Here is a 14,589-nt window from a genome sequence, read left to right on the forward strand (position 1 = left end):
ACTACAACCATGATCGAATCAAACAAAAACTAAAGGGATTAAGCCCGGTGCAATACCGAACTCAATCCCTCGTGCTAACCTAACTAAACTGTCTAACTTTTGGGGGTCAGTTCATCGGGTGGCTTTTTATATTCCGCAAACAAGCAAAACTTTAGCTACTTAAGAGCGCAGATCCTTGCCGTTTAATGTTAAGCGATTAGATGAGCGGTTTTGGCATAAGCCAATGAGGCGATTTCTTTCGGCCATGACCTTATCGGCATAGCCGCCATCATCATCAGCATTAGCAGCGCCAACGTAGTACTTCAAGCCATTGCGTAATGAGCCTGCAGTAGCAATGAGGTATTTCAGAATATAGGCACCAACGCGGATGTTGACTTCTGGTTTGGCGGCCTCAGAAGTTCCACCGAAGATGGCATATTTATCCTTATGCACTGAAGTCATTACCTGCATGAGTCCCTCAGCGCCAGCATGACTCTTGGTATTTGGATTGAAATTAGATTCAACTGAGATGACAGCTAATAAAAGCACCGGATCAATATTGACTTCTTTTGCAATCAAAATGGTGTTCGATACGTACTCTTCAATCTTGGCGCGATCTAAGCTGTATTTCTTTTCGAAAAAGTCTGCAACCGCACGTTGATTTTGAATAGAGCCCATCAAATTGCTATCTAAGGCCTGGGGATCCATCTTTGAAGCTGGGATGCGATCAGAAAGGTGGGATATTGACTTCACCTGCATTTGGGCTACAGAAGGCATTAACAGAGCAACTGTTTGCTGTTTGGCGCTCGCCAAGCCGGTAGCAGTTTGCGCTTTTGCTTTGCTATAGATAACAGCAGCTATTTCAGTATCAGCAACTTGAGCGGCTGCCACCTCATTGGAATCTTTATATTGGTTGAGCATGCCAAAGCCATTACTCCAAAACATGTGCCGAGCTTCGTCAGGGACTAGGATGCGAGCCAAGTCAAAAGGACCGGCATTGGTACCATTACCTGAGAGCCAGAGACCTACGACCATAAATACGGTAACAGCGAGAACGCCATTAATGACTCGATAGACTGGAGCCATGGCATGCGCTAGCAGCTCATTGGCAGTCAACATAGTTGGCTGCGCATTCTGCATGTCGCTCAAATTGTTAGTTAAACATTTACTCATTCATTGTTTGCAAGGCCTCAAAAAACGAGACTGCCGTTTTATGCTGCATTGCAATATCTTAAAAACATGGGTCATCCTAAGAAGTTTCTTATATCAAGTCAAGAATAAGGAATATCAAACCCATAACTTTTTGATCTAGAAATCCGGGAGATCCTATAGATGCTCATTAAAATAGGTATATAAATCAATTAAATCAACAACATATAAAAGTTAGGGGGCACTAATTTCACTCTGTAAAAAATTGACTAAAAAGGGACTTTTTTACGTTTTAGACCAAAAATTCAGCCTCAAAAACCATACATCTAGTACTTTGAAGTCTTTTATTTTCTAGGGATAGTAGCGTGCTAAAGGTTACTGCGAAGGGCCGTTTACTCAACGCCTCGCATTAAAAATACAGGTCTTACCTCTAGAAAAATATCGGAAGACCCCCTGATTATTACCAGCTCTTAAGCTAGCAAAAGACAAAAAATGGGATACCTGAGGCAGAGGTCATACACTTAGAAGCCATGAAATTCCTTAGCAACCTTCTTGCCCTAATAGCGATTTCTATCTCGTTCAATACGCTGGCAGCTTTTGAAGACTGCAAAGATCTGTTTCCAGCCCAGCAAATACCAACAACACCTCAAGCTGGACGTGACCTTTGCTTTGATAGTTTTGCGGTTTATTACTCCCCTCAAGATAAGAAGCCGATCTATACAGTTGAGAAACTCAACAAAGAGCAACTTTCTGCTCAGCGCCCTCGGAGAAGCAATCAGTTTTACGAGGAAGCTAGGTTGCCTTTCTCGGAAAGAGCCCTGCTTTCAGATTACCGCGGCAGCGGCTATGACCGGGGTCATAACGCTCCAGCTGAGGATATGAGCAATGAACGCTCCATGTCTCAATCATTTTCTTTGGCCAACATGATGCCCCAAGCCAGGCAGAACAATCAGGGCATCTGGGCTAAGAACGTCGAAGAACCAACTAGGGCTTATGTCAAAAGAGCTGATGGCGATGTTTATGTATTTACAGGGTCAATTGGAAATGGCGGGAGTATTGGCAGAGGGCAAGTCACCATTCCTACTTATCTATATAAACTGGTTTACGACCCTCATAAAAATACTGCGTGGGGCTATTGGATTGAAAACGCCAATGAAGCAAGAATGAGTGCGCCCATATCCTATCAAGAGTTGACTCAAAAAACAGGGATTGATTTTCATTTGCCGGTGGATGGCAGTGCCAATAAACCACCTCTTTTATCGACAGAACCCATTAAAACAAAGACTCAGAAGCCATTGCTTGGTGGATGGTATCCCGTATTTTTTGATGAATATGTCCCGAGCAAACTAAACGATGTCATCAGCAATATCAAGTCAGGCAAGGTAGCAAGCATCCAGATTCAATATGATCAAAATGAAGGTCTTGCAAACCAAATAGCCACTCAAATTGAATCTCAGACTAACCTAAAGGTAAGTCCCATTCACAGCAGCCCACCCGAATCGTCAGCGGTGACTTATGAACGTAAGCGCGTTACGCTAATCATTCATTCAAAGTAATTTAGATTTGGCTTGTATGCCATGAGCCCTCTGTATTGGAGCCAATAGTCCACGTAAACCATTGTGGTCTAGGGTATGCATTAACTCCAACAACTCACCAAGCTCGCCTTTAGGGAAACCTTCACGAGCAAACCACGCTAGGTAGTTTCCAGGCAAATCAGCCAATGCTCGGCCCGCATGCTTTCCAAAGGGCATCTTCATCAAGACCAATTTTTCCAAGGACTCAGCGTTCATGGAGAGAAATCTTACAAGCAAAGAGGAATAGGCCTAAGGATTTCACCATTTTTAAGAGAATGGTCATTTATCTATTTGAGAATCATTCTCATTTGATGATATATTGAGAACCGTTCTCATTTAGATTTTTAACCATCAACCTTAAGAGACCCTGAAATTGACCATTAATAGACTTCTCGCCTTTAGCCTTTTATTAGTAGCCACTCTGCATTGTTCGTTTGTTCACGCTGGTGAGGGAGCATTTGGCTGGATATACACCTTGGATTTGCAGCCCAAGGGTAAGGTGGAGTTTGAGCAGCGCCTCCAGCTGAATAAACAACAAGCGGCGGGAACCTACGATGCATGGACTGCCAGAACAGAATTGGAATACGGACTAACTAATGACTTACAGATAGCCGGGTACATCAACTCCTACTACACAAGCGCCAATCAAAATTACACAAACCCTGAGGCATGCGGGGACTCACCAACCTGCACAGGTGGCTATGGAGTCCCCTCCTCACACGATCCATCAACGGCGTATAAAAAAAGTGGGATTGAAGGTGGCTCCCTAGAAGCAATCTATCGCATCACTAATCCAGTGACTTCACCAGTAGGTGTAGGACTTTATCTAGAGCCAACATGGGGCAGAAATAAAGATGAATTAGAAGCAAGGCTGTTGCTGCAATCCAATTTTATCGACGACCGCTTGATTTTGGCAGGCAACGTCGTGGTTGCAAACGAACGCCTGAAGTTTATTGAGAACGGAAACGTGCCCGAATCGATGTTGGATTTCCTAGTTGGTGCAAACTATCGATTTGCACCTAAATGGTCCGCTGGAGTAGAGGCTCGCTTTCATAACGATTATTCAGAGTTGAACTTACGCAATCAAGTGCAAAGAGCTACTTTTGTAGGTCCTAATATCCATTACGCAGCTAAAGACTGGTGGGTCACAGGCGCATGGCGCTACCAACTTGCAGGCGGAACCTGCATGGGTGGTGGTGAGGCAGAGTGCTCTAACGCCCGCGTTTGGGATAGTCATTCAGTAAATGAATTCATCGTCAAAGTTGGTTTTCCTCTTAACTAAAAACTAAACGAAAAAACTTATGGAAACTCAGAACCTATTAGTTGCAGCCCTGACTCACTTGTTGAAGTTTCAAGCCACCCAATGCCAAACAGCCAAGGAGAGAGCATTAATGATGTTTGAAACACTCTCTAACCTCAAAGGCGTTAACCCCGATATCCAAGCGCTTTGTAATGAAGCCAACGAATTACTTGCCGCTTAAATTGAAATGAAGATCTGGAAACCTAACCCCTTAGCGCTTATTGGCATAGCAATGATTAGCGCACCAATCATTGCCCATGCAAAAATTTATGTTTCTGCCGAGCAAGCACAAAAGATTCTTTTCCCCAACAAAACACTCACAAAAAATTCCATCATCATTACTGATGATCTACAAGACAAAATGCGCTCTGCCTCTAGCATCCGGCACCCCTTTCAAGGTGATCGTATCTGGAAGGGGCCTGATGGTAGCTGGCTAATAATTGATGAAGTCGTTGGTAAACATGAAATGATTACCTATGCTGTTGCCATTAACCCTAATGGTAGCGTTGCTGGTATTGAGATTTTGGAATACGTTGAGTCTTATGGCTATGAAGTAGCGGAAGCACAATGGCGCAAACAGTTTGTAGGCAAGACTGCAAATGATCCTATTAAGCTCAATCAGGATATTCAAAACATTGGTGGTGCCACGCTATCCTGTAAGCATCTCACCGATGGCGTGAAGCGGATAACGGTTTTATATGACCTAGCCCTGAGGAATGTCTCCCCATTAACAGCTCCAACTCAGATATCCAAAACAAAATGATTCGCTGCAAACCTCTCCTTGGGACATTTGTTGAAATCTCCGTGACCCAAGAAGATGGACATATAGCTATTGAGAATGCTTTTACAGCTATTCAGCATGTCCATGACCTCATGGGGTTTCACAACCCTAAAAGCGAGCTCAGCGAAATCAATCTACGCGCTCATACACAAGCAGTTGAAATTCATCCATGGACCGCTCAAGTGATTCGAATAGCGAAAGAGGTTCACCTTGAATCTATGGGTTTATTTAATTGCGGTATCGGACATCGCTTAGTTGCTGCAGGCTTATTGCCGCAACATATTACCTTTGCCAATCATGATCTCGGCGGCATTGAAGATATTCACTTCTTGGCACCTGACTTGATACAGTCTTCACGCCCAGTTTGTCTAGATCTTGGCGGAATTGCTAAAGGGTTTGCAGTAGATATGGCGGTAAGAGTCTTAATATCAGAGGGTATTACATCTGGTTTAGTGAATGCTGGTGGAGATATGCGGGTATTCGGAAATACCTCTTTTCCTATTCAAATTCGTCACCCCGAAACCCCTGAGGAGTTAATTGAAATTGGCTTATTGAAAGATGGGGCCATTGCCACCAGTAGTCTTTATTTTGCAAAAAGAGATCATCAGAAGAGTCACATCATCAACCCCCTAGCTCAGCATTGTTCTGAAGTGCATGCCGAGGTTTTGGGATCATTCTCAATTCTTGCTAAAGAGTGTGTATATGCAGATGCACTAACTAAGGTTTTGGCTTTGTCCAATAATGAGCATCACCCCTGCTTTAGTCGTTTCTCGGCACAAGCACTGAGGATTGCAGCATGAGCCGCCTTGGGAAGATGCCCAACTGGCAAAGAACATTTGTCATTTGCGGCCTGATGACTTGCTCTATTACAGGCCTCATGTATCTACTAGGCCATCAATTCCAAATTCAACGATCTGCTCTTGGCACCCATAGCATCTTGGCTGCCCATGGAATTGCAGCCATGCTTGCTACCTTAGCTATTGGCTCAGTGCTGCCCTTTCATATTAAGGCGGGCTACAAGTCCAAGAAGCAGTGGTGGAGCGGCTTTAGTCAGCTCATTTTTCTTGCCGTACTACTTATTTCTGGAGCCCTTCTGTACTACGGCCCTGAAGAGATAAGGGATGAAGTGCTAGATACCCACTGGATAGTGGGTCTCCTATTTTTTTCCATTTTTATACTGCATGCATTCACTAAAGTACGTAGTGTTAGCCATCGCAGTTAGCGCTCATGAGCAGGCATATGTGCATCTACTGAATGCGCGCCACCTTGATACCCAAGCAATCCTGGATCAAGCATTCCACTAATCATTGCAATGTGGCCGAAGACTAAAAACAATGCAACACAGATTGCATGAATCTTGAGCTTACCCTCTTGATCTAATTGCTTGTTCACGAAACCCATTTCTTGCAAGGCAATCCAGATCAACGGCAATCCACCAATTAAATAAGATCCCACTGCCACCACATCAATTACTGTTCTCCACTCCCCAGCTTTAGTAATGGGAATAACCGCAGTAAACAAGAGATAGCCAATAACTCCAATGAAGTAAATGCCAACCGCAGCTCCTGCGAAGCGGTTAAGGCTCCACCCAAAACCATGAAATTTTCTTGTAAATAAAATATAGAGCTCTGTAATTGCTAAAGTTTCAGCGAGCACAATCGGAATGGCCATAAAGATCATGAGATTCCATGGCTGATTCTCTGCCAATAACTGCATGTAGTGGGTCATATTCATGCTTAATTCCTAAAGTATCCAAAAATAAAGGGTATATACATTAAGCATATACCCCTTAAATCTATTTCAGGATTACTTGCAGCAAGAGTCTTTATTGGAAGCGTTTCCACACGAATTAATTCCTAACAAAGGATAGGCAGGGCAAAAACGAAATAAGCCCGTTGCAAGTGGAATAAAGCCAAGCCAAGCCCACCAACCCACTACTCCATTTGCAGCTAGACCGACTAATAATGCGCCTACAGCAATTCTGAGAATCCGATCAATACCGCCGACATTGCATTTCATATTGAACTCCTTTTGGTAAAAAATGACTTTGATGTGGTCTAACCATTACCTTTTGCAATAGTATTTGTAAAGCAAGCTCATCACAGCTACGGCAACCTCACTAGCTAGGGAATAGTAGATTTGCTTACCTGCTCTGCGTGTCTTTACTAACTTTTCCTTGCGCAGGACCGTTAGTTGCTGGGATAAAGTGGGTTGATGCAAATCTAATGCATCCTCCAATTCACTGACGCATTTCTCACCTTGGCCGATTTCGCATAACAGCATCATGCGGTTACTATTGGATAAGACCTTCATTAGTTTGCAGGCATCCGCAGCTGATGCCTGCATTTTTTTCAGTTCAGATTTTGTAATAGTCATATTAAAGAGCATTCAACGGAATTTTTAAATACGATGTGCCATTAGCCTCTGGCTCAGGCAGGTGGCCTGCGCGAATATTGACCTGAATAGATGGCAGCATGAGATTGGGCATATCTAAGGTAGCATCACGTTTATTGCGCATTTGCACAAATTGCTCTTCACCAATACCCTCGTGCACATGGATATTAGACTTTTTCTCTTCGCGAACTGTTGTGCAATAGGCTACAGGGCGATCTGTAGGGGGATAGTCATGGCACATATATAGCTTCATCTCATCAGGGTAAGCCAATACTTTCTGAATAGACTTGTATAAAGTCTGAGCGCTACCCCCAGGAAAGTCGCAGCGCGCTGTGCCAACATCAGGCATAAATAGTGTATCCCCAACAAATAAGGCATCGCCAATCTCATAAGCCATGCAAGCAGGAGTATGTCCTGGCAAATAAAGCGCTTTTAAGGAGAGGCCTCCAAATGAAAGGGATTCGCCGTCTTCCAATAAATAATCAAATTGAGATCCGTCAACAGCAAACTGATCATCTAGATTAAAGACCTCCTTAAAAACATTCTGAACACTAGTGATGTGATCTCCAATAACAATCTTGCCACCTAACTTGCTTTGAATGTAGGGAGCTGCCGTTAGGTGGTCTGCGTGGGCATGAGTTTCTAAAACCCAAGTTAGCTGTAATTGCTCGCTTTGTATAAAAGCAATTACTTCATCAGCAGATTTTGTTGAGGTTCGACCTGATTTAGGGTCAAAGTTCATTACCGAATCAATCACTATGCATGGGCTTTGCTTACCTGCATAAACGACATAGCTAAAAGTCCAGGTTTCTGGATCGAAAAAAGCCTTAACATTGGCTGGAATATGTGATTTCATAGCATTCTTTCCTGACAATATCGCAATTACACTTTAAAAGAGTAATTAATATATTTATTTATATATTATCTTAATATAAAATTAATTGCAATGGACTACTCAATCTTCATCAGCCCCTGCTTAGGTCTTTTTGTGGGCTTATTAATGGGTCTAACCGGTGCTGGCGGTGGGATCCTATCAGTTCCTTTGCTGGTGTTTTTCCTGCATTTGCCGGTAGCTGAGGCTGCTCCAATTTCTCTCTCAGCAATTGCACTCTCTGCAGGAGTTGGTGCCCTATTAGGGCTAAAAAACAAAATTCTCCGGTATAAAGCCGCAGGATTTATGGCGATGTTTGGGCTGATACTTTCTCCAATCGGCTTATGGGCATCACAACGCATTCCAAATGCTCCACTATTAATTCTATTTAGCTGCACACTATTCTATGTATCTATTCGCCTCTATAGGCAAGCGTATAAAGAAATTCATGGCATACCTGATTTTGAAGGAAAGCCTCCGCCACCATGCTTACTGGATTCTTCCAGAGGAAAGTTATCGTGGAATATTCCCTGCGCCAGAGCACTCATGTTTTCTGGTGGACTAGCAGGCCTACTATCCGGACTCTTAGGTGTGGGTGGAGGCTTTGTAATTGTCCCTGCACTTAAGCGCTATACCGATTTACCCATAAACTCTATAGTTGCCACATCATTGGGTGTGCTTACCATTATTGCGGGGGGTGGCACTCTTTTCTCTGCCATATCCGGAAATCTTGACCTAGTAATTGCAACACCTTTTGCACTGGGCACCTTACTTGGCTTATTGATTGGCAGAGGTTTTGGTAAAAAACTCAGCGGGCCTAGATTGCAACAAATTTTTTCTGTATTAACGTTTTTTGTTGCCATCAGCCTCATTCTCAAAGGCGTTAATAGTCTATGAGAAAGCCTTTGGCATCTTTTATCTATATTCTTGTATTCATCATGTTAGGAGCTCTACTGATGTCGATATCTAAACCTAGCTCTTTGTTGTCTAGCTCTATCAGCTCAATATCCGGGACCGTTAGTAATCTCAATAGTGAGTTGCTTGAATACGTTAATCCCGAAAAACCTACTCACGATCATTCCTCGGTCTATTACAAGCGCTTCTTCATCTCCAAATTTAACTTAGGCGATAAAGCAATCGAAGCAAAATTTTCAGCCCCAATGAAGATTGCTGAAGACGATCAAATCACCGTGTCGGGATATCAAAGAGATGGTGCTTTTCAAGTTCTGGCCTATAACAATCAAACGCAGCAAGTTACTAGCAATGAAAATTGGATCGTACTGGGATTGGGCGCCCTATTTTTCTTTGCTGTAGCTATTGGCTTACTTAATAGTGAAATAGTTGCTGAAGGCGCTCTAATTCCTAAGCTCTTTCTATTTGGATTTACTTTGGTAGCAATTTATATGGGCTACCGAGCACTCTTGATACGCGAGGCCATTAAGCTGATCTCCAATTAAATTGGCACTGAAATAGAAAAAGCCCTTATTACTAAGGGCCTTTTTATTGCTTACAGTTTAGTGATCTGCTTGTTACGCTACTTAGTGACCACCAGCACCACCTAAGTAAGCCGCTTTCACAGCTGGGTCATCTTTGAGCTTAGCAGCAGGTCCGTGAGTAGCGATCTTACCGTTCTCAAGTACATAACCGTAATCAGCTACATTCAAGGCAGCAGCAGCGAACTGTTCAACCAACAACATCGTTACGCCTTGTGATTTGAGGTTAGAGATGATCTTAAACACCTCCTCAACCAAGATTGGCGCGAGACCCATTGATGGCTCATCCAAGAGAATGATCTCAGGATTCAACATCACAGCACGAGCCATAGCCAACATCTGTTGCTCGCCACCAGATAGTGTTCCAGCCAACTGGTTGCGACGCTCTTTAAGGCGCGGGAACATTTCGAGAGACTTCTCAAGATCGTTCTTAATGTCGCCTTTTGGACGGCTACCTGTAAAGCGTGGAAATGCGCCTAACAACAAATTGTCAGTTACAGACATGGTTGTAAACACACGGCGACCTTCAGGACTGTGAGCCAAACCTAAACGAGCGATTTTATGAGAATCGTAACCGTCGATTTTTTCGCCGCCTAATGTCACTTCGCCGGCTGTTGGTTTGATCATACCCGTGATAGCGCGCATGGTAGTGGTTTTGCCAGCACCGTTTGAGCCAATCAAAGTAATTACTTGTCCTTTAGGAACATCAATATTGATGCCGTGGAGGACCTTTACTTTGCCGTAGCCTGCTTCAAGATTCTTAATAGATAACATGGTATTTACCGATTCAATATGTTCTAGTGATTAAGTACCCAAGTAGGCATGAATCACCTTCTCGTCTGCCTGAACTTCAGCTGGTTTACCTTCTGCAATCTTCTGACCGAAGTCCAATACAGAAACGGTATCGCAAACTGACATCACCACATCCATATGATGCTCAATCAGGATGAAGGTAATACCGCTATCGCGGATCTTGCGAATAATGCGCAAGAGCTCTTTAATGTCAGGAGCTGTCAAACCTGCAGCTGGCTCATCTAACAAGAGCAACTCAGGATCCAATGCCAAGGCACGAGCAATCTCAAGCAAACGTTGCTTACCATAAGGCAAGTTGCGCGCTTCTTCATTCGCTAAATCATCTAGACCAACGAATTTAAGCAAAGCCATTGCACGAGCATAAGCTTCAGCTTCTTCTTTCTTGTAACGTGGTAGATGTAACGCAATTTCTACCATGTTCGATTTGAAGGTGTGATGTAGGCCAACCAAAATATTTTGGATTGCTGTCATTTCACCGAAGAGCTGAACGTTTTGGAAGGTACGCGCAATGCCGGACAAGGCGATGTCAGAAGATGTCTTACCAACTACGCTTTCACCTGCGTACAACACGTTACCTGCTGTAGGCACATAAATACCAGTCAACACGTTCATCATGGTGCTCTTACCGGAGCCGTTAGGGCCGATCAAACCATGAATAGTGCCGCGCTTGATACTTAGATCTACATTGTTCAAGGCCTTCAAGCCACCGAACTGCATTAATACAGAATCTACTTTTAAGAGCTCAGCACCAGTATTTTGATTGGCAACAGTACTAATAAAGCTGATGGAATCATCTACCACTTCAGCATCACCGCCGCGAGTAGTTTTAGCTTTACCAACGATAGTTTGGTAGAAGCTCTTGGTAAAACCAACGATACCGTTTTGCAAGTAGTAAACCACTAACAAAATCATGAAGCCGAAAATACTCAAGCGCCAGTCAGAGATGCTATTGAGCCAAAATGAGAACGCAGCCAAGCCAACCACGCCGATGATAGGAACTGCAACACGTCGTGGAGTAGTGGCTTGCTTAGACAAGGCCAGCGCCGCTCCCGCTACTACTACGATTGCAATAATAGAAGCAACAATGCGGAATAAGAAGATATCGTCCAGCAGTTTTGGCAACAACACAATAATGGCAGCACCAATCACCGCACCCAAACGTGACTTACGTCCGCCCATGATGATGCCGAGCAAGAACAGAACAGCCAGTTCATTGTTATAGGTGTTTGGTGAAATATATTGCTCTGAGTAGGCATACAAGCAACCAGCCAAGCCAGCAAAGCCAGCGCTAATCACAAATGCAATCACCTTAAAGCGATATACGGATACACCCATACAGTCACAAGCAATTGGGGAATCGCGCAAGGCTTCAAATGCACGACCGATTTGAGATTTCACAAAACGGTCAACTACGATAAGGGAAATAATCAGAACAATGGAAACCAACCAGAAATACTCTGCTTTGGTCATTGGTACACCCATCAACTCAGGCTTAGGAATCTTGATACCCAAAGGGCCTTCAGTCAACCAAGTCATCTCGTTAATGAGAATCTGAGCGATCGTACCAAACGCCAAGGTCACCATCGCCAAGTAAGGTCCGATTACCTTCAGCGCTGGCAAAGCCAAAATTCCACCAAAGATCGCAGTCACAATAATGGAAGCTGGAATGTTGATCCAAATTGGGAAGCCAAAGTGAAAATACAAAACACCAGCGGTATAGGAACCGATTCCAAAAAGGGCTGCATGCCCCAAAGAAACCTGACCTACATAACCCACCACAATATCCAAACCAAATAACAAAATGGTGTAGATCAGAATCGTTTCAACTAAGTGAATGTAATAGGGATTATGGATAAATAGGGGTAATACGAATAGCCCCGCAATCGCAATTAATATGGGTAATAGAGACTTCAATTTCATCATTAAACTTTCTTAATTGCAGATTTGCCGAAGAGACCAGATGGTTTGTATGCCAAAACAAGCAATAACAAAATCAAACCTGGAACATCTTTGTAACCAGTAGAAATATAGAAACCAGTTGCTGTCTCAACAATACCCAGAATCAAACCACCAACAATAATTCCGAGTCCGCTAGACAAGCCGCCAATAATCGCAACTGCAAAAGCCTTTAAACCTAAGGCGCCACCCATAGTCGCACCAGTCAAGGTTAGAGGCGCGATCAATACGCCTGCGAACGCTGCTGTCAATGAAGAGAGCGCATAAGAAAACGTAATAACTACGCTAGTGTTGATGCCCATGAGGCCAGCTGCATCACGGTCGTTTGCGGTAGCAACAACCGCTTTACCGTAAATCGTTTTACGGTTAAAGAACTCTACCAACAACATCATGACCAATGCACCAACTACTACCAAAATTTCCATCGGGAGAATATTAGCCCCCATGAAATTCATTGGCTCCATTGGCAATGGTGATGGGAACGGCAATGCATCGCGTCCCCAGATGTTTTCAGCTACGTTCTTGAAAATAATACCGAGCGCAATGGTGGACATAATCCAACCAAATTCGGATTTAATCTTGATTGCAGGACGCACACCAATTAATTCAACGAAGCTACCTTGGATCATTCCGAATAAACAAACTACAGGAATCATTACCCAGTAGTTCATGCCAAAAGTGTCAACGCAGGTTAAGCCTACCAAAGCGCCAAGCATCAAAGCTTCACCTTGACCGAAATTCAAGGTACCAGATGTGGCAAAAGTGAGCTGGAAGCCGAAGGCGATGACCGCGTAGATCATCCCCACCGCTATACCGCTCGAGAGGATTTGTGCAAACATGTCCATGTTATTGGCCTAAATATTCAAAAAACTGTTTTATTAACGAATCCAACATTGTAAGCAAAACGCCGCTTGTGGGCGGCGTTTTGCTTTATCTAATGCTGCAGTGCAAAATAAGTATTTAGATTGCCTGCCCTAGAACTTAAATTACTTCTTTTTCGCTGTAGCGTCCTCAGCATTTAAGAACTGAACACGGCCGCTTTCAACTACACCCATCACTACGTCTTTTGACTTGATGGCTTCATGGTCTGTTGCAGTGAATGGCTTGTTATAAGTAATCACAACGCCTTCAACTGGGGTCTTCAGATCTTGCAATGCCGCCAAAATCTTTGGTCCCTCTGTACTGTTTGCCTGCTTGATAGCGGCAGCCAGTAAATAAACAGAGTCATATCCTTGAGCAGCAGAAACCGGAGAAGCAATGATGCCATTCTTAGGCTTGAAGTCTTTCAAGTAAGCATCAACGAAAGCTTTGCGCTTTGGAGTTGTTGCAGGCTGTTGAATGAAAGTCTCAGGCATAGTTGCGCCATCACCATTTTTACCTGCTGTATCAATAAAGCTAGCCATAGACAATGTCCAGCTACCAATCATTGGTTTTTTCCAACCCAACTTCGCCATACCGTTAGCAATTTGCGCCAACTCAGGTCCAATTGCGTATGTCAAAACTACATCGGCACCAGCGTTCTTTGCCTTGAGCAATTGTGAAGTCATATCCACGTCACCAATATTGAACTTTTCAGTTGCAACTGGAGTTACGCCGTAACTTTTCAATGCCTTCTCTAAGTCCTCGCGGCCTAACTGACCGTAGTTTGTTGAGTCAGCCAAAATGGCTACTTTCTTCAAGCCACGCTTCTCAACCGCTTCTTTAGCGATCATTGGCGCTTGAATATTGTCAGCTGCAGCATTACGGAAAACATAGTTTTCGGCGGCATTTGGGAACTGATGAGTAATTAAAGAGCCAGTAGCAACGTTGTTAAATACCGGAATCTTTGCCTCCTGATAGAAGCGTTGTGAAGCCAATGCAACGCCAGTATTGATGTAGCCCAAAGTAGCAACTACTTTTTCATTGTTAATCAATTCTTGTGCAATTTGTACACCACGCTCGTTTTTCGCTTCATCGTCGCGCTCAACCAAAACGATTTTGTTTCCGTTGATACCACCAGCAGCATTAATTTCTTTTGCAGCAAGGCGAACACCGTCACGCATACTGACACCCATTGAGGATGAACCACCGGTAAATGGACCTGCAACACCAAGCTTGATATCGGCGGCATAAGCACCGGTTGAGAGCATTGCAGTAGCAGCTACTGCAAAAATGTGATGACGAATGTTCATAAAGTCTCCATGACTAAAAATTGCTAATAAATAATTTTTTATAAGTAAAACCGAAACGAATAGTTATCTTACTGTTAATACAAAGGCAAAAAAAGGGCTTTGTATTAG

The 14,589-nt window shown here is 43.6% G+C and carries 19 protein-coding genes; 9 read left to right on the forward strand and 10 right to left on the reverse strand.

Annotation, left to right across the window (positions count from 1 at the left end):
• The coding region (locus tag ICN48_RS01890; protein ID WP_216152370.1) for an IS3 family transposase at positions 1–83 on the forward strand (83 nt) is incomplete at its 5' end.
• Positions 84–159: 76 nt separating this feature from the next.
• On the opposite strand, the gene ICN48_RS01895 is transcribed toward ICN48_RS01890, so the two are convergent.
• Positions 160–1,119 (reverse strand): lytic transglycosylase domain-containing protein, encoded by a 960-nt coding sequence (locus ICN48_RS01895; protein WP_255539446.1) that lies wholly within the window; start codon positions 1,117–1,119, stop codon positions 160–162.
• A 539-nt stretch (positions 1,120–1,658) separates the two neighbouring features.
• Between ICN48_RS01895 and ICN48_RS01900 the strand changes: the two genes are divergently transcribed.
• Positions 1,659–2,684 carry a DNA/RNA non-specific endonuclease gene (locus ICN48_RS01900; protein WP_216152076.1) on the forward strand — a complete coding sequence of 342 codons (1,026 nt, stop codon included), beginning with the start codon at positions 1,659–1,661 and terminating at the stop codon, positions 2,682–2,684.
• Here ICN48_RS01900 and ICN48_RS01905 read toward each other — a convergent pair.
• Positions 2,676–2,918 (reverse strand): DUF3820 family protein, encoded by a 243-nt coding sequence (locus ICN48_RS01905; RefSeq protein WP_216152077.1) that lies wholly within the window; start codon positions 2,916–2,918, stop codon positions 2,676–2,678. The genes ICN48_RS01900 and ICN48_RS01905 overlap by 9 nt on opposite strands.
• 157 nt (positions 2,919–3,075) lie before the next feature.
• Between ICN48_RS01905 and ICN48_RS01910 the strand changes: the two genes are divergently transcribed.
• The 5 genes from ICN48_RS01910 to ICN48_RS01930 are packed head-to-tail and all read left to right on the forward strand — an operon-like array spanning position 3,076 to position 6,005.
• Positions 3,076–3,984 carry a DUF6662 family protein gene (locus tag ICN48_RS01910; protein WP_255539419.1) on the forward strand — a complete coding sequence of 303 codons (909 nt, stop codon included), beginning with the start codon at positions 3,076–3,078 and terminating at the stop codon, positions 3,982–3,984.
• Positions 3,985–4,003: 19 nt separating this feature from the next.
• Positions 4,004–4,183: a hypothetical protein gene (locus ICN48_RS01915; protein ID WP_216152078.1), complete on the forward strand. Its 180-nt coding sequence runs from the start codon at positions 4,004–4,006 to the stop codon at positions 4,181–4,183.
• A gap of 6 nt (positions 4,184–4,189) precedes the next feature.
• Positions 4,190–4,765: an FMN-binding protein gene (locus ICN48_RS01920; protein WP_216152079.1), complete on the forward strand. Its 576-nt coding sequence runs from the start codon at positions 4,190–4,192 to the stop codon at positions 4,763–4,765.
• A complete protein-coding gene (locus tag ICN48_RS01925) occupies positions 4,762–5,583 on the forward strand; it encodes an FAD:protein FMN transferase (protein WP_216152080.1) in 822 nt (273 codons plus the stop codon). The genes ICN48_RS01920 and ICN48_RS01925 overlap by 4 nt, the downstream gene beginning before the upstream one ends.
• Positions 5,580–6,005 (forward strand): hypothetical protein, encoded by a 426-nt coding sequence (locus ICN48_RS01930; RefSeq protein ID WP_216152081.1) that lies wholly within the window; start codon positions 5,580–5,582, stop codon positions 6,003–6,005. The genes ICN48_RS01925 and ICN48_RS01930 overlap by 4 nt, the downstream gene beginning before the upstream one ends.
• On the opposite strand, the gene ICN48_RS01935 is transcribed toward ICN48_RS01930, so the two are convergent.
• From ICN48_RS01935 to ICN48_RS01950, 4 genes are all read right to left on the reverse strand, one after another.
• Positions 6,002–6,517, reverse strand: coding sequence for a DUF6803 family protein (locus tag ICN48_RS01935; RefSeq protein WP_216152082.1), 516 nt, complete (start codon positions 6,515–6,517; stop codon positions 6,002–6,004). The genes ICN48_RS01930 and ICN48_RS01935 overlap by 4 nt on opposite strands.
• Before the next feature lie 72 nt (positions 6,518–6,589).
• The gene (locus tag ICN48_RS01940) at positions 6,590–6,802 is read right to left on the reverse strand and encodes a DUF2892 domain-containing protein (protein WP_216152083.1); all 213 of its coding nucleotides are present in this window, start codon (positions 6,800–6,802) and stop codon (positions 6,590–6,592) included.
• 45 nt (positions 6,803–6,847) lie between these two features.
• Positions 6,848–7,159: a metalloregulator ArsR/SmtB family transcription factor gene (locus ICN48_RS01945; RefSeq protein ID WP_216152084.1), complete on the reverse strand. Its 312-nt coding sequence runs from the start codon at positions 7,157–7,159 to the stop codon at positions 6,848–6,850.
• Position 7,160: 1 nt separating this feature from the next.
• Positions 7,161–8,021, reverse strand: coding sequence for an MBL fold metallo-hydrolase (locus tag ICN48_RS01950; protein WP_216152372.1), 861 nt, complete (start codon positions 8,019–8,021; stop codon positions 7,161–7,163).
• Between the two features lie 102 nt (positions 8,022–8,123).
• Here ICN48_RS01950 and ICN48_RS01955 point away from each other — a divergent pair, with 102 nt between their 5' ends.
• Positions 8,124–8,945, forward strand: coding sequence for a sulfite exporter TauE/SafE family protein (locus tag ICN48_RS01955; protein WP_216152085.1), 822 nt, complete (start codon positions 8,124–8,126; stop codon positions 8,943–8,945).
• A 59-nt stretch (positions 8,946–9,004) separates the two neighbouring features.
• Positions 9,005–9,505, forward strand: a complete 501-nt coding sequence (locus ICN48_RS01960) for a hypothetical protein (RefSeq protein WP_216152086.1) — start codon at positions 9,005–9,007, stop codon at positions 9,503–9,505.
• An 81-nt stretch (positions 9,506–9,586) separates the two neighbouring features.
• Here the strand turns inward: ICN48_RS01960 and ICN48_RS01965 are convergent, their stop codons facing one another.
• The 4 genes from ICN48_RS01965 to ICN48_RS01980 form a co-directional block, all read right to left on the reverse strand.
• On the reverse strand, positions 9,587–10,315 hold the full coding sequence (locus ICN48_RS01965) for an ABC transporter ATP-binding protein (RefSeq protein WP_215348454.1): 729 nt from the start codon (positions 10,313–10,315) through the stop codon (positions 9,587–9,589).
• A 30-nt stretch (positions 10,316–10,345) separates the two neighbouring features.
• Complete coding sequence (locus ICN48_RS01970) at positions 10,346–12,274, reverse strand: ATP-binding cassette domain-containing protein (protein ID WP_216152373.1); 1,929 nt, start codon at positions 12,272–12,274, stop codon at positions 10,346–10,348.
• Positions 12,275–12,276: 2 nt separating this feature from the next.
• Entirely contained in the window at positions 12,277–13,155 is an 879-nt protein-coding gene (locus tag ICN48_RS01975) for a branched-chain amino acid ABC transporter permease (RefSeq protein ID WP_216152087.1), read from the reverse strand.
• Between the two features lie 141 nt (positions 13,156–13,296).
• Positions 13,297–14,481, reverse strand: coding sequence for an ABC transporter substrate-binding protein (locus tag ICN48_RS01980; protein WP_216152088.1), 1,185 nt, complete (start codon positions 14,479–14,481; stop codon positions 13,297–13,299).
• Positions 14,482–14,589 lie beyond the last annotated feature (108 nt).

The sequence above is a fragment of the Polynucleobacter sp. JS-Safj-400b-B2 genome (assembly GCF_018881975.1).
In the GTDB taxonomy this organism is placed as follows: domain Bacteria; phylum Pseudomonadota; class Gammaproteobacteria; order Burkholderiales; family Burkholderiaceae; genus Polynucleobacter.